An 18529-nucleotide genomic window follows, 5' to 3' on the forward strand; every position below is an offset into this window, starting at 1 on the left:
CGGGCGGCCCCGCGGAGGCGACAGGTCCGCGCGGACCGTCGTCCAGCGTAGCTCAGCGTCCCCCGCAATCGGCGCCAGCCGATTGCGCAAGCTGATCGGCGCCAGCCGGTCAGCCGATCTCGGTGGAGGCGGCGCCCTCGACCTTGCCGAACGCGCAGCGGAACGCCTCCGGCTGGCTGACCGCCTTCGCGCCCGCGAAGCCGCCCTTGTCCCTGTTGTCGTAGACGGTCACGTACTGGAGCGTCTCCGGCAACGGGTTGGCGGGCAGCGGCACCGGATCGGGCTCGCCGGTCTTCGGATCGCCCTTGGCGCCGTCCGAGACGCCCATCGAGCCGGCCGCGGAGGAGCCGGCCGCGGTCGTGATCAGCGTCGAGGACATCTCGCGTCTGTCCTTCAGGCCGTCCGCCGGGTCGAGGTCGATCGACGCCGTCAGGCGGCTGTCGTCGATCGTCGAGGAGAGCTTCACGCGCTGCGCGGCGCCGATCAGCTGCCCCGCGGTCGGCAGCCAGCCGCCCAGCTCGACGCACTTCTGCGTCGCGAACAGGTAGTCGTTCTTGCCGACCTCGTCGTCGGCGAGCGGGTAGGTCGCCGCGGACAGGCACCAGCTGCCGAGGTCGACCGCCTCCGGCGCGCACGTGCCCTGCAGTCTCTCCGCGGTCACCCGCTCGGGACCGAGCGCGTCCGCGACCCGCGCGCGCGGGACCGTCGGCAGCAGTCTCGCGGCGATCTTGCCGTTCGGCGCGAGCCGAACGACCGGCGCCGGCTTCTTCGCCGTGCGCTTCTTCGCCTTGCCTCTCTGCGCGCCGGCCGGCACCGTCAGCGCGAGCACGAGCGCCAGCAGCGCGACGAACAGCGCCGCGATCCCGGCGCTGCGGTTGAGTCGTTCGATCATCGGGACCTCCTGATGGGGCGAGTTCGGTTCGCGGCGCGTGCGGCGGAGCGCGCGCTCGCGGTGGCAGGCGCCGCGCGGCGGGGGCCGTTGCGGTCGCGGCGGCGCACACCGAGCGTCAGCGCCGTGCCGGCGAACGCGGCCAGCAGCGCGACGCCGAGCAGCGCCGGCGCCAGCGGCGCGTGCTCGTCCGGGTCGTAGCGGGCGAACGCCGACTGCGACTCGGGCGAGACCTCCTCCTCGCGCTTCTGCTCGAAGACGCGCACGGTCGCGCCGCCGGGCGGCGTCGGGCCGGTGAAGCTGGTCGCGGGCGGCGGCGGCGAGACGCCGACGATCGGCCGCGCGTCCGGCGGACGCAACGGCACATCGCCGGGCACGAGCGCCGGCGGCACGTACGGCGGCGGCTTCGGCGCCGCTCTCGGCGGTCTCGGCGTGACTCTCGCGAGCACCGGCGGCGGCACGATCGCCGGCGCGGGCGGCGGCGGAGGCGGCGCCGGCGACGGGCTCGGCGCGGGCGCGGGCGACGGGGCGGGCGCGGGCGGCACCGCGGCAGGCGGCATCGGATCGGTCACCTCTCTGAAGCGGCTCGGGTCGAGCGGCCGCGTGCCGCACGGCTGCTGCACCGAGCCCGCCTGCACGGTCACGCGCTGCGAGTAGGAGATCCCGCCGGCCGCCACCGTCAACGTCGTCGTGCCCGGGTTGAACGCGCACAGCAGGCCCGACGTCGCCGACGTCACGACCTTGCCGTCGGACCCCTGCAGCGGCTTCCGCAGGTTCGTCGTGTTCGGGTCGACCGCGACGAAGTCCGCGATGTCCGGGTCCGAGCTGGTGAACGTGTACTCGGGCGCCAGCCGCGTTGCGCAGTTCGCCTGCTGGCAGAGGGCAGCCGGGAAGCTCGTGTACGGGTCCGCCCCGGTCGGGTTCGGGCTGCCGTCGCCGGCCGAGATCGGCCCCCAGCGGTCGCCGCCGAGCGGGCGGCGGCCGAGCCCCTGGAACAGCGCCGGGCGGCTGCGCCGCAGCAGCGTCCCGTCGATCGCGACGAGCGCCAGCTGCCGGATCAGCGGCACCAGCCGCGCACCGACCGGCGCGCGGTTGGTCGCCGGATCGCGTCTGGCGACGTCGAGACTCAGCAGCAGGTAGCCGCTGTCGCCGAAGATCGCGTCGGACTGCTCGGGCTGCTGCGCGTTGGCGATCGGCGAGCGGTAGCCGAGCGTGCCGGTGCCGTAGGCCGGGATCGTCTGGCTCCCGCCCGCCGGGATCTGCGTCGCGCGCTGCTCCTCGGGCCGCTCGTAGAGGTAGGCGCTCGCGCCCTCGGCGACGAGCAGCTGCGCGATCCGGTCGCCGTCGGCGGCGACGTTGCTGCGCGGCGTGAAGCGGACGTTGAGGTCGCGGCTGCCGACGACGATCGCCGGGACCCCGCGCGCTCTCGCGTCCTGCAGCACGCTCCGCAGCCACGGCTCCTGCGGCTCCAGCGGCACCTGGTAGGGGTCGGAGGCCGCGAGCGAGCCGCGCGAGTTGTCGATCACGACGACGCGCACGGTGCCGCCGGAGCCGGCCGAGTCGAACGCGTAGTGCGTGCGCGTCCCGACCGAGGAGCCGGTCACGCCCGTCGGCGAGATCCCGGCCGGGATCTGGCCGGTGCCGAACGGCGCCGGCAGGCCGGCGAAGGCGGAGCGGAAGACGTCGGCCGTGTTCCCGATCGAGTCGGCCGCCGAGACCGCCGCGTAGACCGGCAGGGGCGCCTGCGCGAGCAGGCCCGCGAGGCGGTTCGCGTCGGCCGCGGGCGTCGCGAGCGCCGACGTCGTCGGCAGGCGGCCGCCGGTGTAGAGCAGCGCGCGCGGGGCGCCCGGCTGGGCGGCGAGGGCGCCGAGCGTCTCGCCAAGCGCGCCGACGGCGCGGTCCGGTCCGAGCCCGCCGCCCGCCAGCAGCGAGCACGGACCGTCGCAGGCGGCGTGGCCGGCGACCGCGAACGTCGCGACGCCGGCGTTGAGCCCGACCGCGCCGCTGCTCGCCGCCGGCGGCCCCTCGGGCTCGCCGTCCGGCGCGTAGCGGGCGATCGCGGCCGTCTGGACGCGCTCGCGCACGATCGCGCCGACGCCGGTCGCGGCTGTGCCGCGGCCTGCGTTGTCGGGCTGGCCCGACCAGCCGCCGACCGCCCAGCCGCGCCCGCTCGCGGGATCGAGCGCGAACGCGGCGACCGGATCGGACTTCTGCGGCTTGTCGTTGCTGACGCCGGCGTAGGCGGCGCGCTGCTCGTCGCGCCAGCCGGCGTCGGTCTCGCGCAGCACGTAGCCGTCGCCGGGCGGCGCGATCGGCGGCAGCAGCAGGTCGGGGACGCTCGGATCGGTCGGCGGCAGGACCGTCGGCGCGGGCCAGCCGGCGTCGGGCGCGACCGCGACGATCGCGCGCACGCCCGCCGGCGTGCGCACGCCGGCGGCCGCGACGACGGTCACGTTCGGCAGCGGCGCGGCGGTCGGGCGCCAGGCGGCGCCGGGCGCGTCGCGCACGAACGCGACGCCGCGACCGGCGGCGACGGCGCCGCCGTCGGGCAGCCCCGCGACCGTCACGATGCTCGGGGGCGACGCGGCGCGTGCGAGCAGCTCGTGCAGCCCCGCGTCGACCTGCCACGCGCCGCCGTCGTTGACGAGCACGTCGCCGCCGGCGGCGACGAGCGCCTGACTGCCCGCGAACGCGATGCTGGTGAGGTCAGCTCTCTCGACGCCGGCCGGCAGCGGCTGCTGCTCCCACGACTTGCCGTAGCGCAGCAGCACTCCGCCGCGACCGACGGCGTAGCCGCGTTGGCTGTCGCCAGGATCGAACGCGACGCCCATCAGATTGCCGTCGAACGCGATCGGCGCGGCCGCGTCCTTCTCCCACAGCCCGGTCTCTCTGCGCCACAGCCACATCGCGCCGAGGTCGCCGACGGCGTAGGCGCGGCCCGCCTCGGGCCACGCGACGCCGCGCAGCGCCGGCGCGCTGACGGCGCCGGTCGACGTCAGCAGGAACTCGCGCTCCCACCCCTGGCCGGGGTGGTGGCGGACGACGGCGCCGCCGGCACCGACGGCGAGCGCGCCGTTGGCGAGCGATCCGGGTGCGGCGCCCGGCTCGGTCGCGACCGCGGTGAGCGGCGCGCGCAGCGACACCGGCCACGTCGCGAGCCGCTGCGGGCGCGGCTGGTCGGTCACCTGCACCGGGCCGTCGAGCCAGCCGCGATCCGGCGTCGAGAAGCCGCCGCCCGGGCGGTAGTTGCCGCCCGCGCCGGGCTCGCGCGTGAACGCCGTGCCGTCGAAGCGCGCCCATGTGCCGACGTTCGTCGTGTCGTCGCCACCGACCGCGAGCGGGTTGGTGACGACGCGCCGCCCGAACGGCGCGCCGTCGGCCGCGAAGCCGAACGAGCGATACCCGGCGCGACGCCCGAACCTGAAGCCGAGCGGGCGGTCGCAGAGCGCGCCGCCGTCGGTCCCGTTCGCGTCGCACCAGCTGCCGGTCACGCTGCCGGCGGTTCGCGACCAGAAGATCGTCAGGTCGCTCTCCCGCTCGCCGCCGAGTCTGATCGAGCCATCGATCCAGACGCCGTCGGGCGTCGCGGTCAGCGGCTGCTGGGCGTCGCCGTCGAGCGCGCCGAGCTGCTCGACCCCGCGCGCCGGGGTCGCCGCCGCGGCGAACAGCGGCGCGCCGAGGTCCCGCTGGACCCAGCTGACGTCGCCTCTGTCGTCGACCGTCCGCGCGAACAGGACGATCCCGTCGGCGCGATCGGGGTCGGTCGCGGCGAGCAGGTACGCCTGGTCCGGCGCGACCGCCGCGAGCGCGAGCACGCTGAAGCGGTCGGGCGAGTCGGCCGGCACGTCGATCGGCTCGCGTCTCCACGCAGCGCCGTCCCAGTGCGCGATCGCCGTCTCGACGTCGCGGCCGACGAGCGGCAGGAAGACGCCGGTTCTGGCGCCGTCGTCGTAGGCGGCGAGCGGGACGCGGCCGGCGCCCTCGTCGCGCGCGAGCTGCTCGGCGGGCAGTCTGGCGTCGTCGTCGGCCGGCTCGGCGAGCCCGTCCGGGAGCGGCGGCAGCGGTCTGAAGCGGCCGCCGGGGTCCCGCACGAGCACGACCGCGCGGCTGTCGGCGGGGCGCTCCCCGTCGCGGCCGACGAGCACGCCGCCGCCGTGCGCGGTGACGCGGCCCGTCGGCACGTTCGGCTGCGGACCGCGGTACGGGTTGCCCTGCTCGTCGACCGGCGTCTGCGCCGTCGACCAGACGCCGGTGTCGTCGGCGTAGCGCTCGAAGACGAGCTGCGGCGCCGGCGTGAGCGGGTTGGCGACCGGGCCGAACGCGAGCGTGCCGGCGGGGTCGGCGAGCAGCGGCACGTCGAGCGGCAGCCGGCGGAACGCCCACGTCTCGCCCGCCGCGCCCGCGGGCGCGGCACCCATGATCGTCGTCTCGCGGTCGGCGAGCCCGAGCACCGGTTGCGCCTCGCTGGCCGCGTGGGCGGTGGCGGGAGCGAGCACGGCGGCGGCGAGCGCGAGTAGCGCGGCGACGGCGATGCGCCGTCGCGGGGCCTGCGGTCGTGCGCGGCTCATCTCGCTCTCGTCTCGAACGTGCGGAATCTGAGCGCGTCGGGCCAGCGTCTGCGGTCGAGCTGGAGCGTCAGCGTGTGGCGGCCGGGCTTCAGTGCGCGCAACGGCGTGCGCGCGACGACCTTGCCCTTGCGCTTCGCCTGCAGCTGCACTCTGGCGGGCCTGCGCAGGGTGAAGGAGAGCCGCAGCCGCAGCCTTCTGTCGACCTTCGGCTTCGACAGCCTCGCCATCAGCGCCTTCACCCGTCTCGTTGTCGGGACGGGGTCCTCAGCCGTTCTCGGCGCCTCCACCGGCGGCGGCGCGAACAGCTGCGAGTCGTCGACCGGCGGCGTGTCCGGGATCGCCTGTGCGAGCGCCTCGTTCGGGCGGTAGGTGATCAGTCTCGCGAACGCGGGATCGGCGTCGCGGCCGCGCTGCGCGCCGTCGGTGAAGTGGAACAGCCAGCCGGCGTTCGTGACCATCCAGCCCTCGTCGGAACCGGTGAACTCGATTCTCGCCGCGGCGCCGCGGCCGGCGCCGGCGGCCGGCAGCCGCTGGACCGCGATGGTGCCGTCGGGTCCGATCCGCGCGACGCGTCCGCGCGCGGTCGCGGAGCCGCGCTCCTGGTAGGACTGCAGCGTCGCCCACGCGTCGGTGCCGCCGGGGACGGCCGCGACGTCGGTGAAGCGGTCGTGCTCGCCGAACGGCGTCTCGTCGAGCGGGACCTCGCGGTAGAAGCCGCCGGCGTCGCGCACCGCGATCGGCGGACGTGCGACGGACGCGTCCGCCGGTGCGTCCGGGCCGGAGGCGGCACCGCCGCCGACGAACCACGGCACCGTCCAGGCGGCGACGTCTGCGGCGAGCAGCTCCGTGCCCGCGGGCGGGACTCCGCGGCGCGGCAGCGCGAGGAACAGCGCGTTGGCAAAACTGCCGTTGACGATCGTGTGGATCGTCTCCGGCCCGCCGTCCTCGGACCGCGCGAGCGTCACAGGCGTCTCGCGGTCCTCGCGCTGGGCTCCGACGTACGTCGTCTCGTAGTAGCGGTCGCCGGCCGCGACGAGGTCGCTGACACCCCGGCCCTGCGGCGCGTAGCTCGAAGTCAGCGTCTGGCCGTCCCAGTGCAGGTGGTAGGCGCCGATGCGCTGGCCGGTCGGGTCCTGTGCGCCGACGCCACCGAACCAGCAGTCGGCGGGCCCGTTGCAGGCCGCCGCGGTCATCACGCGAAACGGCTCGGCGCTCTCCGGTGGGGTCGAGTAGGAGGCGACGACCTGCCCGTCACGGAAGCGGCAGAGTCCGAGGCCGCCGCCGATCCGCGGCGGGCTCGGCTCCGTGATCGTCCAGAACTCGGTCGGCCCGGCCCACGCGATCCGGGTCGTGTCGGCGACGCCGCCGCAGACGGTCGACAGCTGTCTCCACTCGACGCCGTCGTAGGCGTAGAGCCCGCGCGCGACGATCGCGTTGCCCTCGACCGCGAGCAGGCAGCGCGTCGCCGACCAGCAGGAGAGGTCGCCAGGCCGGCCGAGCGGGACCTTGTACGGCGATCCGGCCGGCGGCGCCGGCTGCTCCAGCCGCCATGTCGCGGCCGCCGCGGCGGCCGGTGCGAGCGGGCCGCCGGACGGCGCGACAGCAGCCGCGACGGCGGCAGCGGCGGTGCCCGCCGCGACTGCACCGGCGAGGACGAGCGGCAGCGGACGGCGGCGCATCAGGCGTCGCGGTCCCGTGCGCTCCCGCGCTCGCGCTCGCGCAGCTCCGGGAAGTGCTCCGGCTCGACCGTCGTGACCGTCGACAGGACCGCCTCGAGCGCGACGCCCGAGAGCGTCTCGTGCTCGAGCAGCGCGTGCGCGGTCTCGTGGACGGCGTCGATGTTGATGCGCAGGATCGCGCGGGCGACCAGCTCGGCGTCCTTGACGAGCCGCTCGACCGCGTCGTCGATCAGGTCGAGCGTCTTGGGGCCGACGGCGCCGAGGTCCTGCAGCGAGGCGCCGAGGAAGACCTCGCCGGACTTCTCGCCGATCGTCACGGGGCCCAGCTCGTCCGACATGCCGAAGCTCGTGACCATCGAGCGCGCGAGCGAGGTCGCCTCGTGGAGGTCGTCGTGGACGCCGGTGGAGAGGTGGCCGAACTCGATCCGCTCGCCGGCGGCGCCGGCCAGCATCGCGATCAGCTGCATGACGAGGTCCGGCTCCTCCATGATCGTCTGGTCGCGGTCGGTGAGCATGTGCGCGGCGGTGCCGAGCGAGCGGCCGCGCGCGACGATCGACACCTTCCGCGCCGTCGCGCCTGTGCCCATCGCCTCTGTCACGACCGCGTGCGAGGACTCGTGGATCGAGATGATCCAGCGCTCGCGCTCGGTCAGCAGGTGCTTCTTCGCCGGGCCGGCGACGACGCGGTCGATCGACTCCTCCAACAGCTTCTGCGAGATCTCGCGTCTGCCGCCGCGGACGGTCAGCAGCGCCGCCTCGTTGACGACGTTCGCCAGCTCGGCGCCGGAGAAGCCGGGCGTCAGGCGGGCGATCTCGTCGAGGTCGGCGTCGGGCGCCATCGGGCGCTTGGAGCCGTGCAGTCGCAGGATCTCGGAGCGGCCGTGGACATCGGGCGTGTCGACGGTGATCTGGCGGTCGAAGCGGCCGGGGCGCAGCAGCGCCGGGTCGAGGATGTCGGGACGGTTGGTCGCCCCCATCACGACGAGGCCGCCGTCGCCGGAGAAGCCGTCCATCTCGACGAGCAGCTGGTTGAGCGTCTGCTCGCGCTCGTCGTTGCCCTGGCCGATGCCGGCGCCGCGCTTGCGGCCGGCAGCGTCGAACTCGTCGATGAAGATGATCGCCGGCGACATTCTGCGCGCCTTCGCGAACAGGTCGCGCACGCGCGCCGCGCCGACGCCGACGAGCGATTCGACGAAGTCCGATCCGGAGAGGCTGAAGAAGGCCGCGTCGGCCTCGCCGGCGACCGCCTTCGCGAGCAGCGTCTTGCCGGTGCCGGGCGGGCCGACCAGCAGCACGCCCTTCGGGGCGGCCGCGCCGAGGTCGAGGTATCTGGAGGGGTCGTCGAGGTAGTCGCGGATCTCCGCCAGCTCGGCGACCGCCTCGGGCACGCCGGCGATGTCGGCGAACGTGACCCGGTGAGCGGTGCCCTTGCCCTTCTTGCGGCCTCTGCCGGTGAAGTTCGAGAACGACGCGATGCCGCCGGCGCCGCCGTCCTGGCCGATCCGCATGAACAGCGCGAAGAGGCAGACGAGCAGCAGGATCGGCAGCAGGAACTGGACGACGATCGTCACCTGCGCCTTGCCCGGCTGCTGCTTGACGGCGACGATCGCGCCGCCTCTCTCCAGCGCCGAGGAGAGCGTCGCGGTCTGTGCGCCGGAGCTGGGGTACGCGGCCCAGTACTCGGCGCCGTCGCGCGTGTGGACCTGGACGCGCGCGTCCTCGTCGAGCAGCGTCGCCTCGACGATCGCTCTGTCTCTGGCGAGCGTGAAGACCTGGCTGAGTGGGATGCCGGTGCCGCTGCTGGTCGGCTTCGTCGCCCCGAGCAGCGTGAAGAAGAGGATCACGATGACGAGCGCGGCGATCATCAGGCCGAGGGCGAAGACGTCTCTCAGCAGGAACCGCCGCACGGCCGCGGCGCCGTTGCGGACGCTGTCGGCCGCCGGGCTGCGGCGCTCGGCGAGGCCGGAGCGGACGCCGGGTCTGCGAAGGCCGTCGGCGCGGGTGGCGCGCTTGGTGCCGAGCGGGCGCTCCTGCTCGGTCGTCTGCTGCTCGTCTGACTGGGGCTCGTCGGTCACGAAAGGTCCTGTGCTGCTCGATTAAGTGGGGAATGTGGACGGCCGTCCCCACCGCGCTGCGGCGGCGGGGACGGGTCCGTCGATACCGCGGCGCCTCAGCGCTTGGCGGTCTTCTTCTTGTTGCTTCTTCTGCCGCCTCTGCCGCCTCTGCCGCCTCTTCTGGCGGGTCTTCTGGACGCGGCTCTGACGGTGACCGACTGCGTCACCGTTCTCGCGGCGCCGCCCGTCGGGGTGAAGGTGAACGTCACGTCCACCTTCAGCTTCTTGCCTCTCGCTCTCGCGAGCGCCTTCTTGGCGGCGGAGGAGAGCGCGAGTCTCACCGTCACGCGGCCGGAGCCTCTCGGGCTGACCGACGCCGAGGAGACCTTCAGCGTTCTTCTGCCGACCTTCGTCGTCGCGTCGACCTTCAGCGCACCCGCGCCGGGCAGCTCGACGGTGAACGTCAGCAGCGAGGCGGTCGCCTTGCGGCTCGGGATCGAGAACGCGTTGCTGGGCGGAGCCGGCACGGTTCTCGGCGGGTCGGTTCTCGGGGTCGTTCTGGGCTGCTCTCTCGGCTGCTCTCTCGGCGGGTCGACCTGGCCGCCCGATCTCTTGTTCCAGTCGATCGCGTTGACCGCGTTCTGCGCGTATGTGAGCAGCGCGGCGGGGACCGGCGAGTAGTCGGCTCTCAGCAGGCGGGTCTGACCGGTGCCGCTGACGATCAGCTCGAGGTAGTCCTTGACCGTGCGGGCCTTGCCCTCTTCCGCGGCCGACGCACCGTAGACCGGCGCGCTGTCGTCCCACGCCATCGCGTACGTCAGCACGCACGCCGGGTAGCCGTTGCCGCCGGCCGCGGCCGCGCCGCTCCAGTCGCCGAGCGTCGGGTCGCCGCCGGGCGAGTTCGCCGGGGTCGCCGGGTTGGTGATCGCGGCGGTGTCGCAGTTGGCGCCTCTGGCGCTCTCGACCGCCGCGCCGATGTGCGCGGTCGCGTGGTAGGTCGGCTCGGCGTAGAGGCCTCTGCCGGTCCCGGCGACGACCTGCAGCGGCGACCAGTACGTGCTGTCCTTGTCGGCGTCGCTCGTGCCGGTGTTGATGAAGAAGCCGTTGCTGCGCGCGGTCGCGAGGTCGACGTAGCCGATCGAGCCGTCGGTCGACGCGACCAGTCTCGCGAGGTTTCCGCCGCCTCTCTCGACCGGCGAGCAGAGCCGGTCGGCGCCGTCGCACGTCGCGCCGTTGGCGGCCGCGTCGACCGTGGCGACGCCGTCGCCCGTGCCGGCTCTCGGCCACACGCGGTTGTCGGCGCCGTAGGTCGTCGTCCATCTGCGGCTCGGTCTGATCAGGTCGAGATAGGCCTTCCAGCCGTACGACGTGCCCGAGCTGTCCTGACGGACGATGCGGCGGACCGGCAGCGTTCTGCAATCGTCGCCCGCGTTCGTCTGGTCGCCGCCGGCGATGCCGGTCGCCGTGCCGCTGATGCCCGGCGCGATGTCGTTCCAGGTCGCGGCCGTGCCGGCGAAGGCGGCCTCGACCTGGTCGCCGGTGAGGCGGATGCGCTGGGTGAAGTTGGAGGCTCTGTCGGTCGTGTCGACGTTGCCGAGTGCCCCGGTCGCGCCGTCGGTCTTGTTGGTTGCGCCGGCGATGCTGCAACCCTCCGGCGCGTGGACGATGAACGCGCTCGCCCCCGTCGCGATCGGGATGATGCGGATCTGCCCGTCGTCGCTCGCGGCGCCGGTCGGGCCGGAGTTCATCCGTCCCATCTCTTCTCTGGTGGGCGCCTCGTCGGCGCCACCGAACGCGTACGTGGGCAGGCGCACACCGTCTCTGCCTGATCCGAGCGCGGTCTTGCCCGCACCCGATCCGTCGCCTTGCCAGCTCGGCGCAGCCGGCGACGTGCCGATGCCCTCGCAGCCGACCGCACTCTGGAAGATCGTTCTGAACTGGCTGTGGAGCGTGTTCTGGAACGACGCGCCGATGCCCTTCGCGTCGCCGGCGCCGCCGCATCTGGCGAGCGTGAAGGCGGCGTCGGCGTCTGAAGCAGCAAGCGCGCCCGTTCCCAGGGCGGCGACGGCCGCGCCGGCGAGCAGAGCCCGCCGCAGCGGTGATGCCGCTACGGAGTGTGCCATGTGTCGGATGGTCCTTTCTCGTCGAGACGATGCAGGTGGAGGTGACGCTCACTCTCACCTGGAGACAAACCCGCCGGAAGGGCGGTTCACAGGATTCCTAACGTGCGTTCACAGGCTGGTGACGCCCCGTTCACCGCACGTTCACTGGATTCAGCGCTTGCCTCTTCTGGACGCCGCACGGCGTCTCGCCGGGACTCTGAACGTCGCGGTGACGGAGCTGCGGCGCGGCTTGGCGCCCCTGCGCGAAGGCGTCAGCGTCACGGTGACACGGACGGGCAGAGGCGTGCCCTTGCGCACGGCCGTCCGAGCCGCGCCGGTCAACCGCAGCACGAGCTGCACAGTCCCGCGTCTGCGCGCTCTGCCGCGCACCTGGGCGACTTGTCGGGCGCGCGTAGCTGCTGGGGCTCTGCCCTTCGACGGAGACCGTCTGGCTCTCGCTCTGCCCCGCTTCACCGGAACCGTTCTCGCGATCGCTCTCAGCGCACCGGGTTCCGGCGCGCGGACGCGCAGCAGCAACGTGCCGTCTCTGCGCGAAACCGCGCGCAGCCGCAGCTCGTCATCCTCGCTGCCGACGTCGACGTTCACCTGGTCCTGCCCCAGGCCGGTGGGCGGAGCGCCGCCGCGGCGCTCGTCGGTCTCGCTGACCGCGAACGCATCCGGCAGCTCGTTGGCGTCGCCGCGCACGAGGTTCGCCGCGCGTGTCGTGAAGACGATCGAGCGGCCGTCGGCGGAGACTGCGGGGTTGGGGTCGATCGCGCCGTCGACCTCGCCCCCCGGGGGATAGGTGAGCACGCGCCGGGTCGCCCCGCCCGGCCCCAGGTCGAGCGTGTACAGCTCGCCGGTCAGCGGCAGCGAGGCGCGCGTCTCTCCGGCCAACGGCGGAGCAGGCGGCAGCAGCTCGCGTCGCGTCGTCACGATCACGAGGCGGCTGCCGTCGGCGGACAGCGCGACCGAGTCGACGTCGCCGTTGGCACGCGGGTTCGACGCCGTCGTCCCCTTCGTCGCCACGCGCGTCGCCGACTTCCGCGTCGCGCCGGGCCCCATCGACGTCGTGTACGCGTCGAGGTATGCGTCGTCGCCGTTCGACGGTCGCGCGCCCGCGAGCGTCAGGAACGCGACGGTCCAGCCGTCGGCGCTCAGCGCCGGCGCCAGCCCGCCGACGTCGCGCACGTCCTCGGGGTCGGCGAGCGGTCCGAAGCACGGCCCGGTCGCGGTCGAGTCGGCGACGATACGCCCGTCGGCCGGGCACGCGGGGTCGTCAGGGTCGGCGGCGCCGGTGACGCGGCGCGTGACGGCGCCCGCGTCGTCCCAGCGTCGCCACAGGTAATACCGCCGGCCCTCATCCTGGCTCTCGCCCGTCAGCAGCCGCGTCTGCGCGGCCCCGTTCGCGCCGGTCCACGCGACCGTGCTGCCGTCGCGGCTCAGGACGACGCCGGCGAGCGCACCGCCGGCCGGCCCGCCGGACGCCATCGTCTTCGTCACGAGCACCGTCCGCTTCGCGACGAGGTCCCGCACGAACACGTTGCCGGGCGGCGTGTCGACCGCAGCGCTCGCCGGCAGGTCCGACGCCAGCTCGGTCGTCCGGAACGCGACGTAGCGCCCGTCGCCGCTGATCGCCTGCCCGCTGTAGACGTCAGCGCCCGGATTGCGGCCCGGCAGCGGCGTGTCGAGTCTCGCGTAGTGGGCGGGCTCGTCGCCGCCGTCCCGCGCGGAGACGAGCTGATACGCGCCGCTGGTGGCGCGATCGACTCCGGGCGGACGCGACATGTCGCGCACGTAGACGTCGACGTTGTCGTTGTCGTCCTGCGGCACGAGCGGCTGCGCGGTCGAGAAGACGACCCAGCGGCCGTCGTCGCTGACCGAGGGGCGGGCCGCGCCGCGCCGCAGTTGGGTCGCGGCATTGCCGTCGTCGAGCAGGTCGCCGCCGGCGACGAGCGCGATCGCGCCGGTCTGCCGGTCGAAGCGGAAGACACCGCCCTGGCGAACCGTGCCGGGCGCGTCGGGGTCGTCGTCGGCGAAGAAGTTCGACGCGCGCGTCTGGAAGACGACGAAACGGCCGTCGCCGGAGACGTCGACGGCACTCGTCGGGCCGTCCGCCTGCTCGCGCCGCCCGTTGTCGACCGAGACGAGCTGCGCCTCGCCCCAGGCCGCGCCGGCCGATGGGACGGCCGCTGCCAATGCGGCGGTTCCGAGGACGGCCGCGGCGGCGGCGCGGCGGGTGCGGCGATGGCGAGCGGTCATCTGGTCCTCACGTTCTGCACGCTTCTGCGCGTGTTGCCGGCCTTGTCGCGCGCGGTCACGCGCACGCGGTAGGCGCCGGCTCTGCGGTATCGGTGGGTGGCGGCTGCGCCCCGCCCGCGTCTGCCGTCGCCCCACTCGATCGCGACACGCGCGAGCCCGGAGGACTCTCTGCGGACGCCGTCGGAGGTGCGCACGCGCACGGTGCGGCGTCCGACGCGCGCGACACGCGGGCGCGGCGGGGCGCGGTCGACTCTCAGCCGCGCAGCGAGGCTCGTCGTCGTCTGCTGCGCCGGGTCGGTCGCAACGACCGTCAGCTCATGGTCGCCGTCGCCGACTCTGCTCGCGGCGAGCGTCCGTCTCAACACGGTCAGCCCGCTCGCGACGTCCTCGCCGTCGACCTGGACGGTGTAGGTGACACGGCCGGCGGCGCTGTGCGCGCGCTCCCACGAGATCGGGATCTGCCGCGCGCGCGTCCATTCGAGCGGCGGGTAGACGGCGAACCCGCCGGGCGGCGCGTCGATCGAGGCGGCGACGACCTGGCGTCCCTCCTCTCTGCCTTGCAGGAAGCCGACGAGCGCGCTGCCGTACGGCGAGCCGGCGAAGCGGAGCGCGTCGACGACCCCGCCGGCGGGCGCGCTGACGAGCCGCTGGAACGGCGTCCCGTCGGCGCGCCGCTCCAGCAGGCCGACGCCCGCGGCTCCGCCCTGATCCACCTTCCAGGCGGCGGCCAGCGACCCCTGCGCCCCGCGCGCGACGAACGGGTCCGGCGCGCTGCGCGGGCTGCCGTCGTCGAGCCGCACGTGCGCGCCGACGGTCGTCTCGTCGCCGCTGACGCCGAGTGCGGAGGCGTCGATCGAGAGACCGGCCTCGAAGCTGCCGCGATCGTCGACCGAGACGCTCAGCGCGCCGAGGCTGCCGGCGGGACCGTCGGCGTCGCCGCCGCCGTCGACCGGGCGCGGGCCGAGAAATCTGCCGGCGCCCTCGACGAGGCTCGACGGCAGCATGTTCACGAGCGCGCGCGGGCGCGTCCACGCGCTCTGCGAATCGGGCTGCTGGCGGAAGCCGACGATCGCCTCTCCGAACGGCGCGACGGCGACCGCGAGCTGATCGACCGGTCCGCGGACGGGCTTGCCGCCGGCCTCCGCCGGGCTCGCAGGCAGGACGTTCCCGAGCACTTGGCCGAACACGCGTCGCGCGTACGCGCGCGGGACGAGCTGGTCGTCGGGCTCGATCCACGCCACGACCGCGTTGCCATTCCCGTCGCTCGAGACCTGCGGGCCGTTGAGCGGCGTCGGCGTCGCCTGCGGCTGTGCCTGGATGCGGTCGACCGGCTGACCGAGCTGCGACCAGAACGAGCCGGAGTAGCGCTGCAGGCGGATGTCGGCGTCGATCGTGCCGGGTGGCAGCAGCGGGCTCTGGCGCTGGTAGATCACGCGGTAGGCGAGGTACGCGACGCCGCCCGGCCCCATCGACAGCGACGGCGCCGCGTCGAGCCCCTCGCGCACGTCGAGGTCGATCGCGACCGGCACCTGGAAGCTGCGCGCGCCGGGGTCCAGCGAGGCGGAGAACATGCGGTTCTGGACGCCGCCGCCGTACTGGTGGATCCAGGTGACGACGAGCCGGCCGCCGTTGCCGGCGCCGATCGCCGGCCACGAGGAGTCGAAGCGCTGGCCGGCGTCGACGCGCTGCGGCGGCTGCCATCTGCGGTCGACGTAGCGGCTGACGAAGACGTGGACGCGGCCGTCGAGGCGCTTGCGGTAGACGAGCCCGCCGCTGCCGTCCTCCGCCATCGCGACGCCGTCGACGCCGACGACGTCGGCGGAAGGACCGTCGAGCGTCACCGCGGGGCTGACCGTCGCGTCGGCGGGAGCGGCGAGGAAGGCGAGGGCGACGAGCGTGAGCGCCGGCAGGCGGCGAAGGGCGAACGGGCGCACGGTCCCGCAGATTGGACGCTCGTCGCGCCGCTCCGGTGAACAAATCGATAACGCAAACGCGCGTTCACGAGTCGGTAACGGGGACCGCCAGACGATCGGCGACCATCGCCGCGAAACCCGTCACCAACGGAGGTCCTGTGCGTCACCGCGCAACCACAATCGCCGTCGCCGCCGTTGCGGCCACCGCGGTCGCCGCACCCGCGGCGACCGCAGCGACCATCACCATGAGCGGCTCCACGTCGGTCGCGCCGCTCGTTCAGGAGCTGGGCAAGAAGTACTTCGCGACGTACAGAACCGGGTTCAAGATCCAGCAGGGCGGATCGGACACCGGCATCAACGACGTCGCCCGCGGCCGCGTCACGATCGGCAACGCCTCGCGCAAGCAGCAGTCCAGCGACCCGGGCGGCCTCGTCTTCAACACGATCGCGTACGACGCCGTCTGCATCATCACCAACTCCGCCAACCCGCTCGGCACGCTCTCCCAGGACCAGGTCGCCTCGATCTTCACCGGTCGCACGCGCGCCTGGAGCCAGGTGCCCGGCGCGGGCGCGAGCGGCTCGATCGAGCTGATCAGCCGTACCGCCACCTCCGGCACCGCCGACGCGTTCAGAGAGATCTTCCTCGGCAACACCGCGAGCGTCGCCGCAAGCGCCCAGGTGAAGACGTCCAACGGCCTCGTCCAGCAGTCCGTCGCCGCGTCCAGAGGCGCGATCGGCTTCGTCTCGCTCGACTTCGTCAGAGGCGGCCTCAAGACGGTCAACTACCAGGGCGTCCCGTGCACGCTGCGCAACGCGAAGTCCGGTCAGTACCAGGGCGTCCGCCCGTTCTCGCTCGTCACGCGCGGTGCGCCGAGCGGCGACGCGAAGAGATTCATCAACTGGGTCAAGACGAGCAGCGCCGCGCGCGCGATCATCAACACCCACTGGATCCCGCTTCGGTGAGCTGGCTGCCGTCACGGAGGCGCGGCGCGCCGCGCCGTCCTCCTGAGCGCGCCGAGCTGGTGCTCGGCGCGCTCGCGGCGACCCTCCTGCTGCTGATCGCGGGGATGCTCGCGTTCGTCTTCAAGGAGGCGTGGCCCTCCTTCAGCCACAACGGCCTCGCCTGGTTCGGCGGCGGCGGCTCGACCCAGCAGCAGCTGACGGCGATCTACGAGTCGCCGTCGAACCCCGACGACTACGTCTACACGCTGCACGCCTGGCCGCTGATCTACGGCACGATCCTCAGCACCGGCCTCGCGGTCCTGATCGGCCTCCCGTTCGCGCTGCTGTGCGCGCTCTTCATGGTCGAGTTCGCGCCGCCCGGCCTGCGCCGCGTGATGACGCCGGTCGTGCGCTTCCTCGCCGCCGTGCCGTCGGTCATCTACGGCCTGATCGGCATCCTCGTGCTGGCGCCGTGGATCAACGACCACCTCGTCGACGGCGACTTCAAGCTCGCCGTCAACGCGATCGTGCCGATCAGCGGCGGCGGCCTGCTGCTCGCCTCGCTGATCCTGACGATCATGATCGTGCCGATCATGATCGCGATCATCGGCGACGCGCTGCGCGCGGTGCCGCGCTCGTGGATCGAGGGCTCCGCCGCGCTCGGCGTCAACCGCTGGCGCACGATGTGGAAGGTCGCCGTCCGCACCGCCCGGCCGGCGATCGCCGCCGCGGTCGTGCTCGCGACCGCCCGCGCGCTCGGCGAGGCGATCATGCTCGCGATGGTCTCCGGCTCGTTCATCTGGTCGCCGAACCCGCTCGACGGCATCAACTTCTTCCTCGAGCCGATCCAGCCGCTCGCCGCGACGATCGTGACCCAGTCGGAGGGCTTCTCGGCCGTCCCGCTCGGCCAGACGCTGTACGCGATCGCGGCCGTGCTGTTGGTCTCCTCCGCGCTGCTGTCGTTCGCCGGCTGGGCGGTCCGCCAACCGCTGCGCAAGTACGGGACGCGCTGATGAGCGCGCTCGCGACGCCGCCGCCCACGCGGCAGCCCACGCCCAGACGCACCCGCGCGCGCGACAGCGCCGCCTCGTGGCCGCTGCGCGACCGGATCGGGCTCGCCGCCTGCTGGGCCGCCGGCCTCACGCTGACGGCGGTCGCGCTGACGATCCTCGTCTACATGTGCGTGAAGGGGATCACGCAGCTGAGATTCGACATGCTCACGTCGCACCCGTCCGCAGCGGTCGACCAGAGCAGATCGGGCGGCTTCCTCGACCCGATCCAGGGCACGCTGCTGCTGACCACGATCGGGATCGTGATCGCGGTGCCGATCGGCGTCTGCGTCGCGCTGTGGCTCGTCGAGTACGGACGCCCGAAGGCGCTCGCGCGGATCGTCGAGTCCGCGGTCGACGTGATCGCCGGCGCGCCGAGCGTCGTGCTTGCGCTGTTCGGCCTCTCGATCTTCTCCGAGACGATCTTCACGTGGATGTCGTTCCGCTCCGAGGACACGGCGTTCGGCCGCTCGTTCATGGTCGCCGGGACGATCATGAGCCTGATCGCGCTGCCGCTCGTGATCGCCGCGACGCGCGAGGCGCTGCTGCAGGTCCCCAACCACGTGCGCGAGGCGTCGCTGGCGCTCGGCAAGACGAAGGCGTCGACGATCCGCGCGGTCCTGCTGCCCGCGGTCCGCCCCGGCATCGCGACCGGCACCGCGCTCGGCATGGGCCGCATCATCGGCGACACCGCGATCGTCATCCTGCTGCTCGGCAACACGCTCACGACGCAGCCGCGCGACGGCGGCGTCTGGGGCCTGTCGCTGCTGCAGGGGACCGGCTCGACGCTGACGAGCTACATCTACGGCAACTCCCCGATCGGCGAGGGCAACGCTCCGCAGAAGGCGTACGCGGCGGCGTTCGTGCTGCTGCTGATCGTTGTCGGGCTCAACGCACTGGCGACCCGCATCGCGCGGGGACGCGGGAAGGAGACCGCGTGGATCCGCTGATGCCACCGCCCCCGATCCGGAAGATCTCGCTCGACGCGCCGCCGACGGTGGTGCCGGTCGCGCCGATCCCGCTCGCGTCGGCGAACGGCAACGGCCATCACACCCCCGGTCCGCCGGCCTCG

The 18529-nt window shown here is 73.9% G+C and carries 10 protein-coding genes; 3 read left to right on the plus strand and 7 right to left on the minus strand.

The window, feature by feature from the left end; genetic code table 11:
* Positions 1-109: 109 nt before the first annotated feature.
* The 7 genes from CWOE_RS23910 to CWOE_RS23940 form a co-directional block, all read right to left on the minus strand.
* A complete protein-coding gene (locus CWOE_RS23910) occupies positions 110-892 on the minus strand; it encodes a hypothetical protein (RefSeq protein WP_012936223.1) in 783 nt (260 codons plus the stop codon).
* Complete coding sequence (locus CWOE_RS33930) at positions 889-5457, minus strand: hypothetical protein (protein ID WP_012936224.1); 4569 nt, start codon at positions 5455-5457, stop codon at positions 889-891. Before CWOE_RS33930 ends, CWOE_RS23910 begins: the two co-directional genes overlap by 4 nt.
* Positions 5454-7136 carry a hypothetical protein gene (locus tag CWOE_RS23920; protein ID WP_012936225.1) on the minus strand — a complete coding sequence of 561 codons (1683 nt, stop codon included), beginning with the start codon at positions 7134-7136 and terminating at the stop codon, positions 5454-5456. Before CWOE_RS23920 ends, CWOE_RS33930 begins: the two co-directional genes overlap by 4 nt.
* Positions 7136-9211 (minus strand): ATP-dependent zinc metalloprotease FtsH, encoded by a 2076-nt coding sequence (gene ftsH / locus CWOE_RS23925; protein WP_012936226.1) that lies wholly within the window; start codon positions 9209-9211, stop codon positions 7136-7138. Before ftsH ends, CWOE_RS23920 begins: the two co-directional genes overlap by 1 nt.
* A 95-nt stretch (positions 9212-9306) precedes the next feature.
* On the minus strand, positions 9307-11313 hold the full coding sequence (locus CWOE_RS23930; RefSeq protein WP_012936227.1) for a substrate-binding domain-containing protein: 2007 nt from the start codon (positions 11311-11313) through the stop codon (positions 9307-9309).
* Positions 11314-11463: 150 nt separating this feature from the next.
* On the minus strand, positions 11464-13554 hold the full coding sequence (locus tag CWOE_RS23935; protein ID WP_012936228.1) for a TolB-like translocation protein: 2091 nt from the start codon (positions 13552-13554) through the stop codon (positions 11464-11466).
* Positions 13551-15488: a PKD domain-containing protein gene (locus CWOE_RS23940; RefSeq protein ID WP_012936229.1), complete on the minus strand. Its 1938-nt coding sequence runs from the start codon at positions 15486-15488 to the stop codon at positions 13551-13553. The genes CWOE_RS23935 and CWOE_RS23940 overlap by 4 nt, the downstream gene beginning before the upstream one ends.
* Before the next feature lie 137 nt (positions 15489-15625).
* On the opposite strand from CWOE_RS23940, the gene CWOE_RS23945 reads away from it, so the two are divergent.
* From CWOE_RS23945 to pstA, 3 genes are read left to right on the plus strand one after another with little or no spacing between them, the layout of a single operon-like run.
* Positions 15626-16429, plus strand: coding sequence for a phosphate ABC transporter substrate-binding protein (locus CWOE_RS23945; protein WP_012936230.1), 804 nt, complete (start codon positions 15626-15628; stop codon positions 16427-16429).
* The gene (gene pstC, locus CWOE_RS23950) at positions 16426-17421 is read left to right on the plus strand and encodes a phosphate ABC transporter permease subunit PstC (protein ID WP_236262151.1); all 996 of its coding nucleotides are present in this window, start codon (positions 16426-16428) and stop codon (positions 17419-17421) included. Before CWOE_RS23945 ends, pstC begins: the two co-directional genes overlap by 4 nt.
* Positions 17421-18407, plus strand: a complete 987-nt coding sequence (pstA, locus tag CWOE_RS23955) for a phosphate ABC transporter permease PstA (RefSeq protein WP_012936232.1) — start codon at positions 17421-17423, stop codon at positions 18405-18407. The genes pstC and pstA overlap by 1 nt, the downstream gene beginning before the upstream one ends.
* Positions 18408-18529: the final 122 nt, after the last annotated feature.

It is taken from the genome of Conexibacter woesei DSM 14684, assembly GCF_000025265.1.
Classification (GTDB): Bacteria; Actinomycetota; Thermoleophilia; order Solirubrobacterales; family Solirubrobacteraceae; genus Conexibacter; species Conexibacter woesei.

Excerpts from the sequence above, each read along its gene's own strand:
- CWOE_RS23910 (WP_012936223.1), bottom strand. The coding sequence starts at position 892 with ATGATCGAACGACTCAACCGCAGCGCCGGGATCGCGGCGCTGTTCGTC.
- CWOE_RS33930 (WP_012936224.1), bottom strand. The coding sequence starts at position 5,457 with ATGAGCCGCGCACGACCGCAGGCCCCGCGACGGCGCATCGCCGTCGCC.
- CWOE_RS23920 (WP_012936225.1), bottom strand. The coding sequence starts at position 7,136 with ATGCGCCGCCGTCCGCTGCCGCTCGTCCTCGCCGGTGCAGTCGCGGCG.
- CWOE_RS23930 (WP_012936227.1), bottom strand. The coding sequence starts at position 11,313 with ATGGCACACTCCGTAGCGGCATCACCGCTGCGGCGGGCTCTGCTCGCC.
- CWOE_RS23935 (WP_012936228.1), bottom strand. The coding sequence starts at position 13,554 with ATGACCGCTCGCCATCGCCGCACCCGCCGCGCCGCCGCCGCGGCCGTC.
- pstA (WP_012936232.1), top strand. The coding sequence starts at position 17,421 with ATGAGCGCGCTCGCGACGCCGCCGCCCACGCGGCAGCCCACGCCCAGA.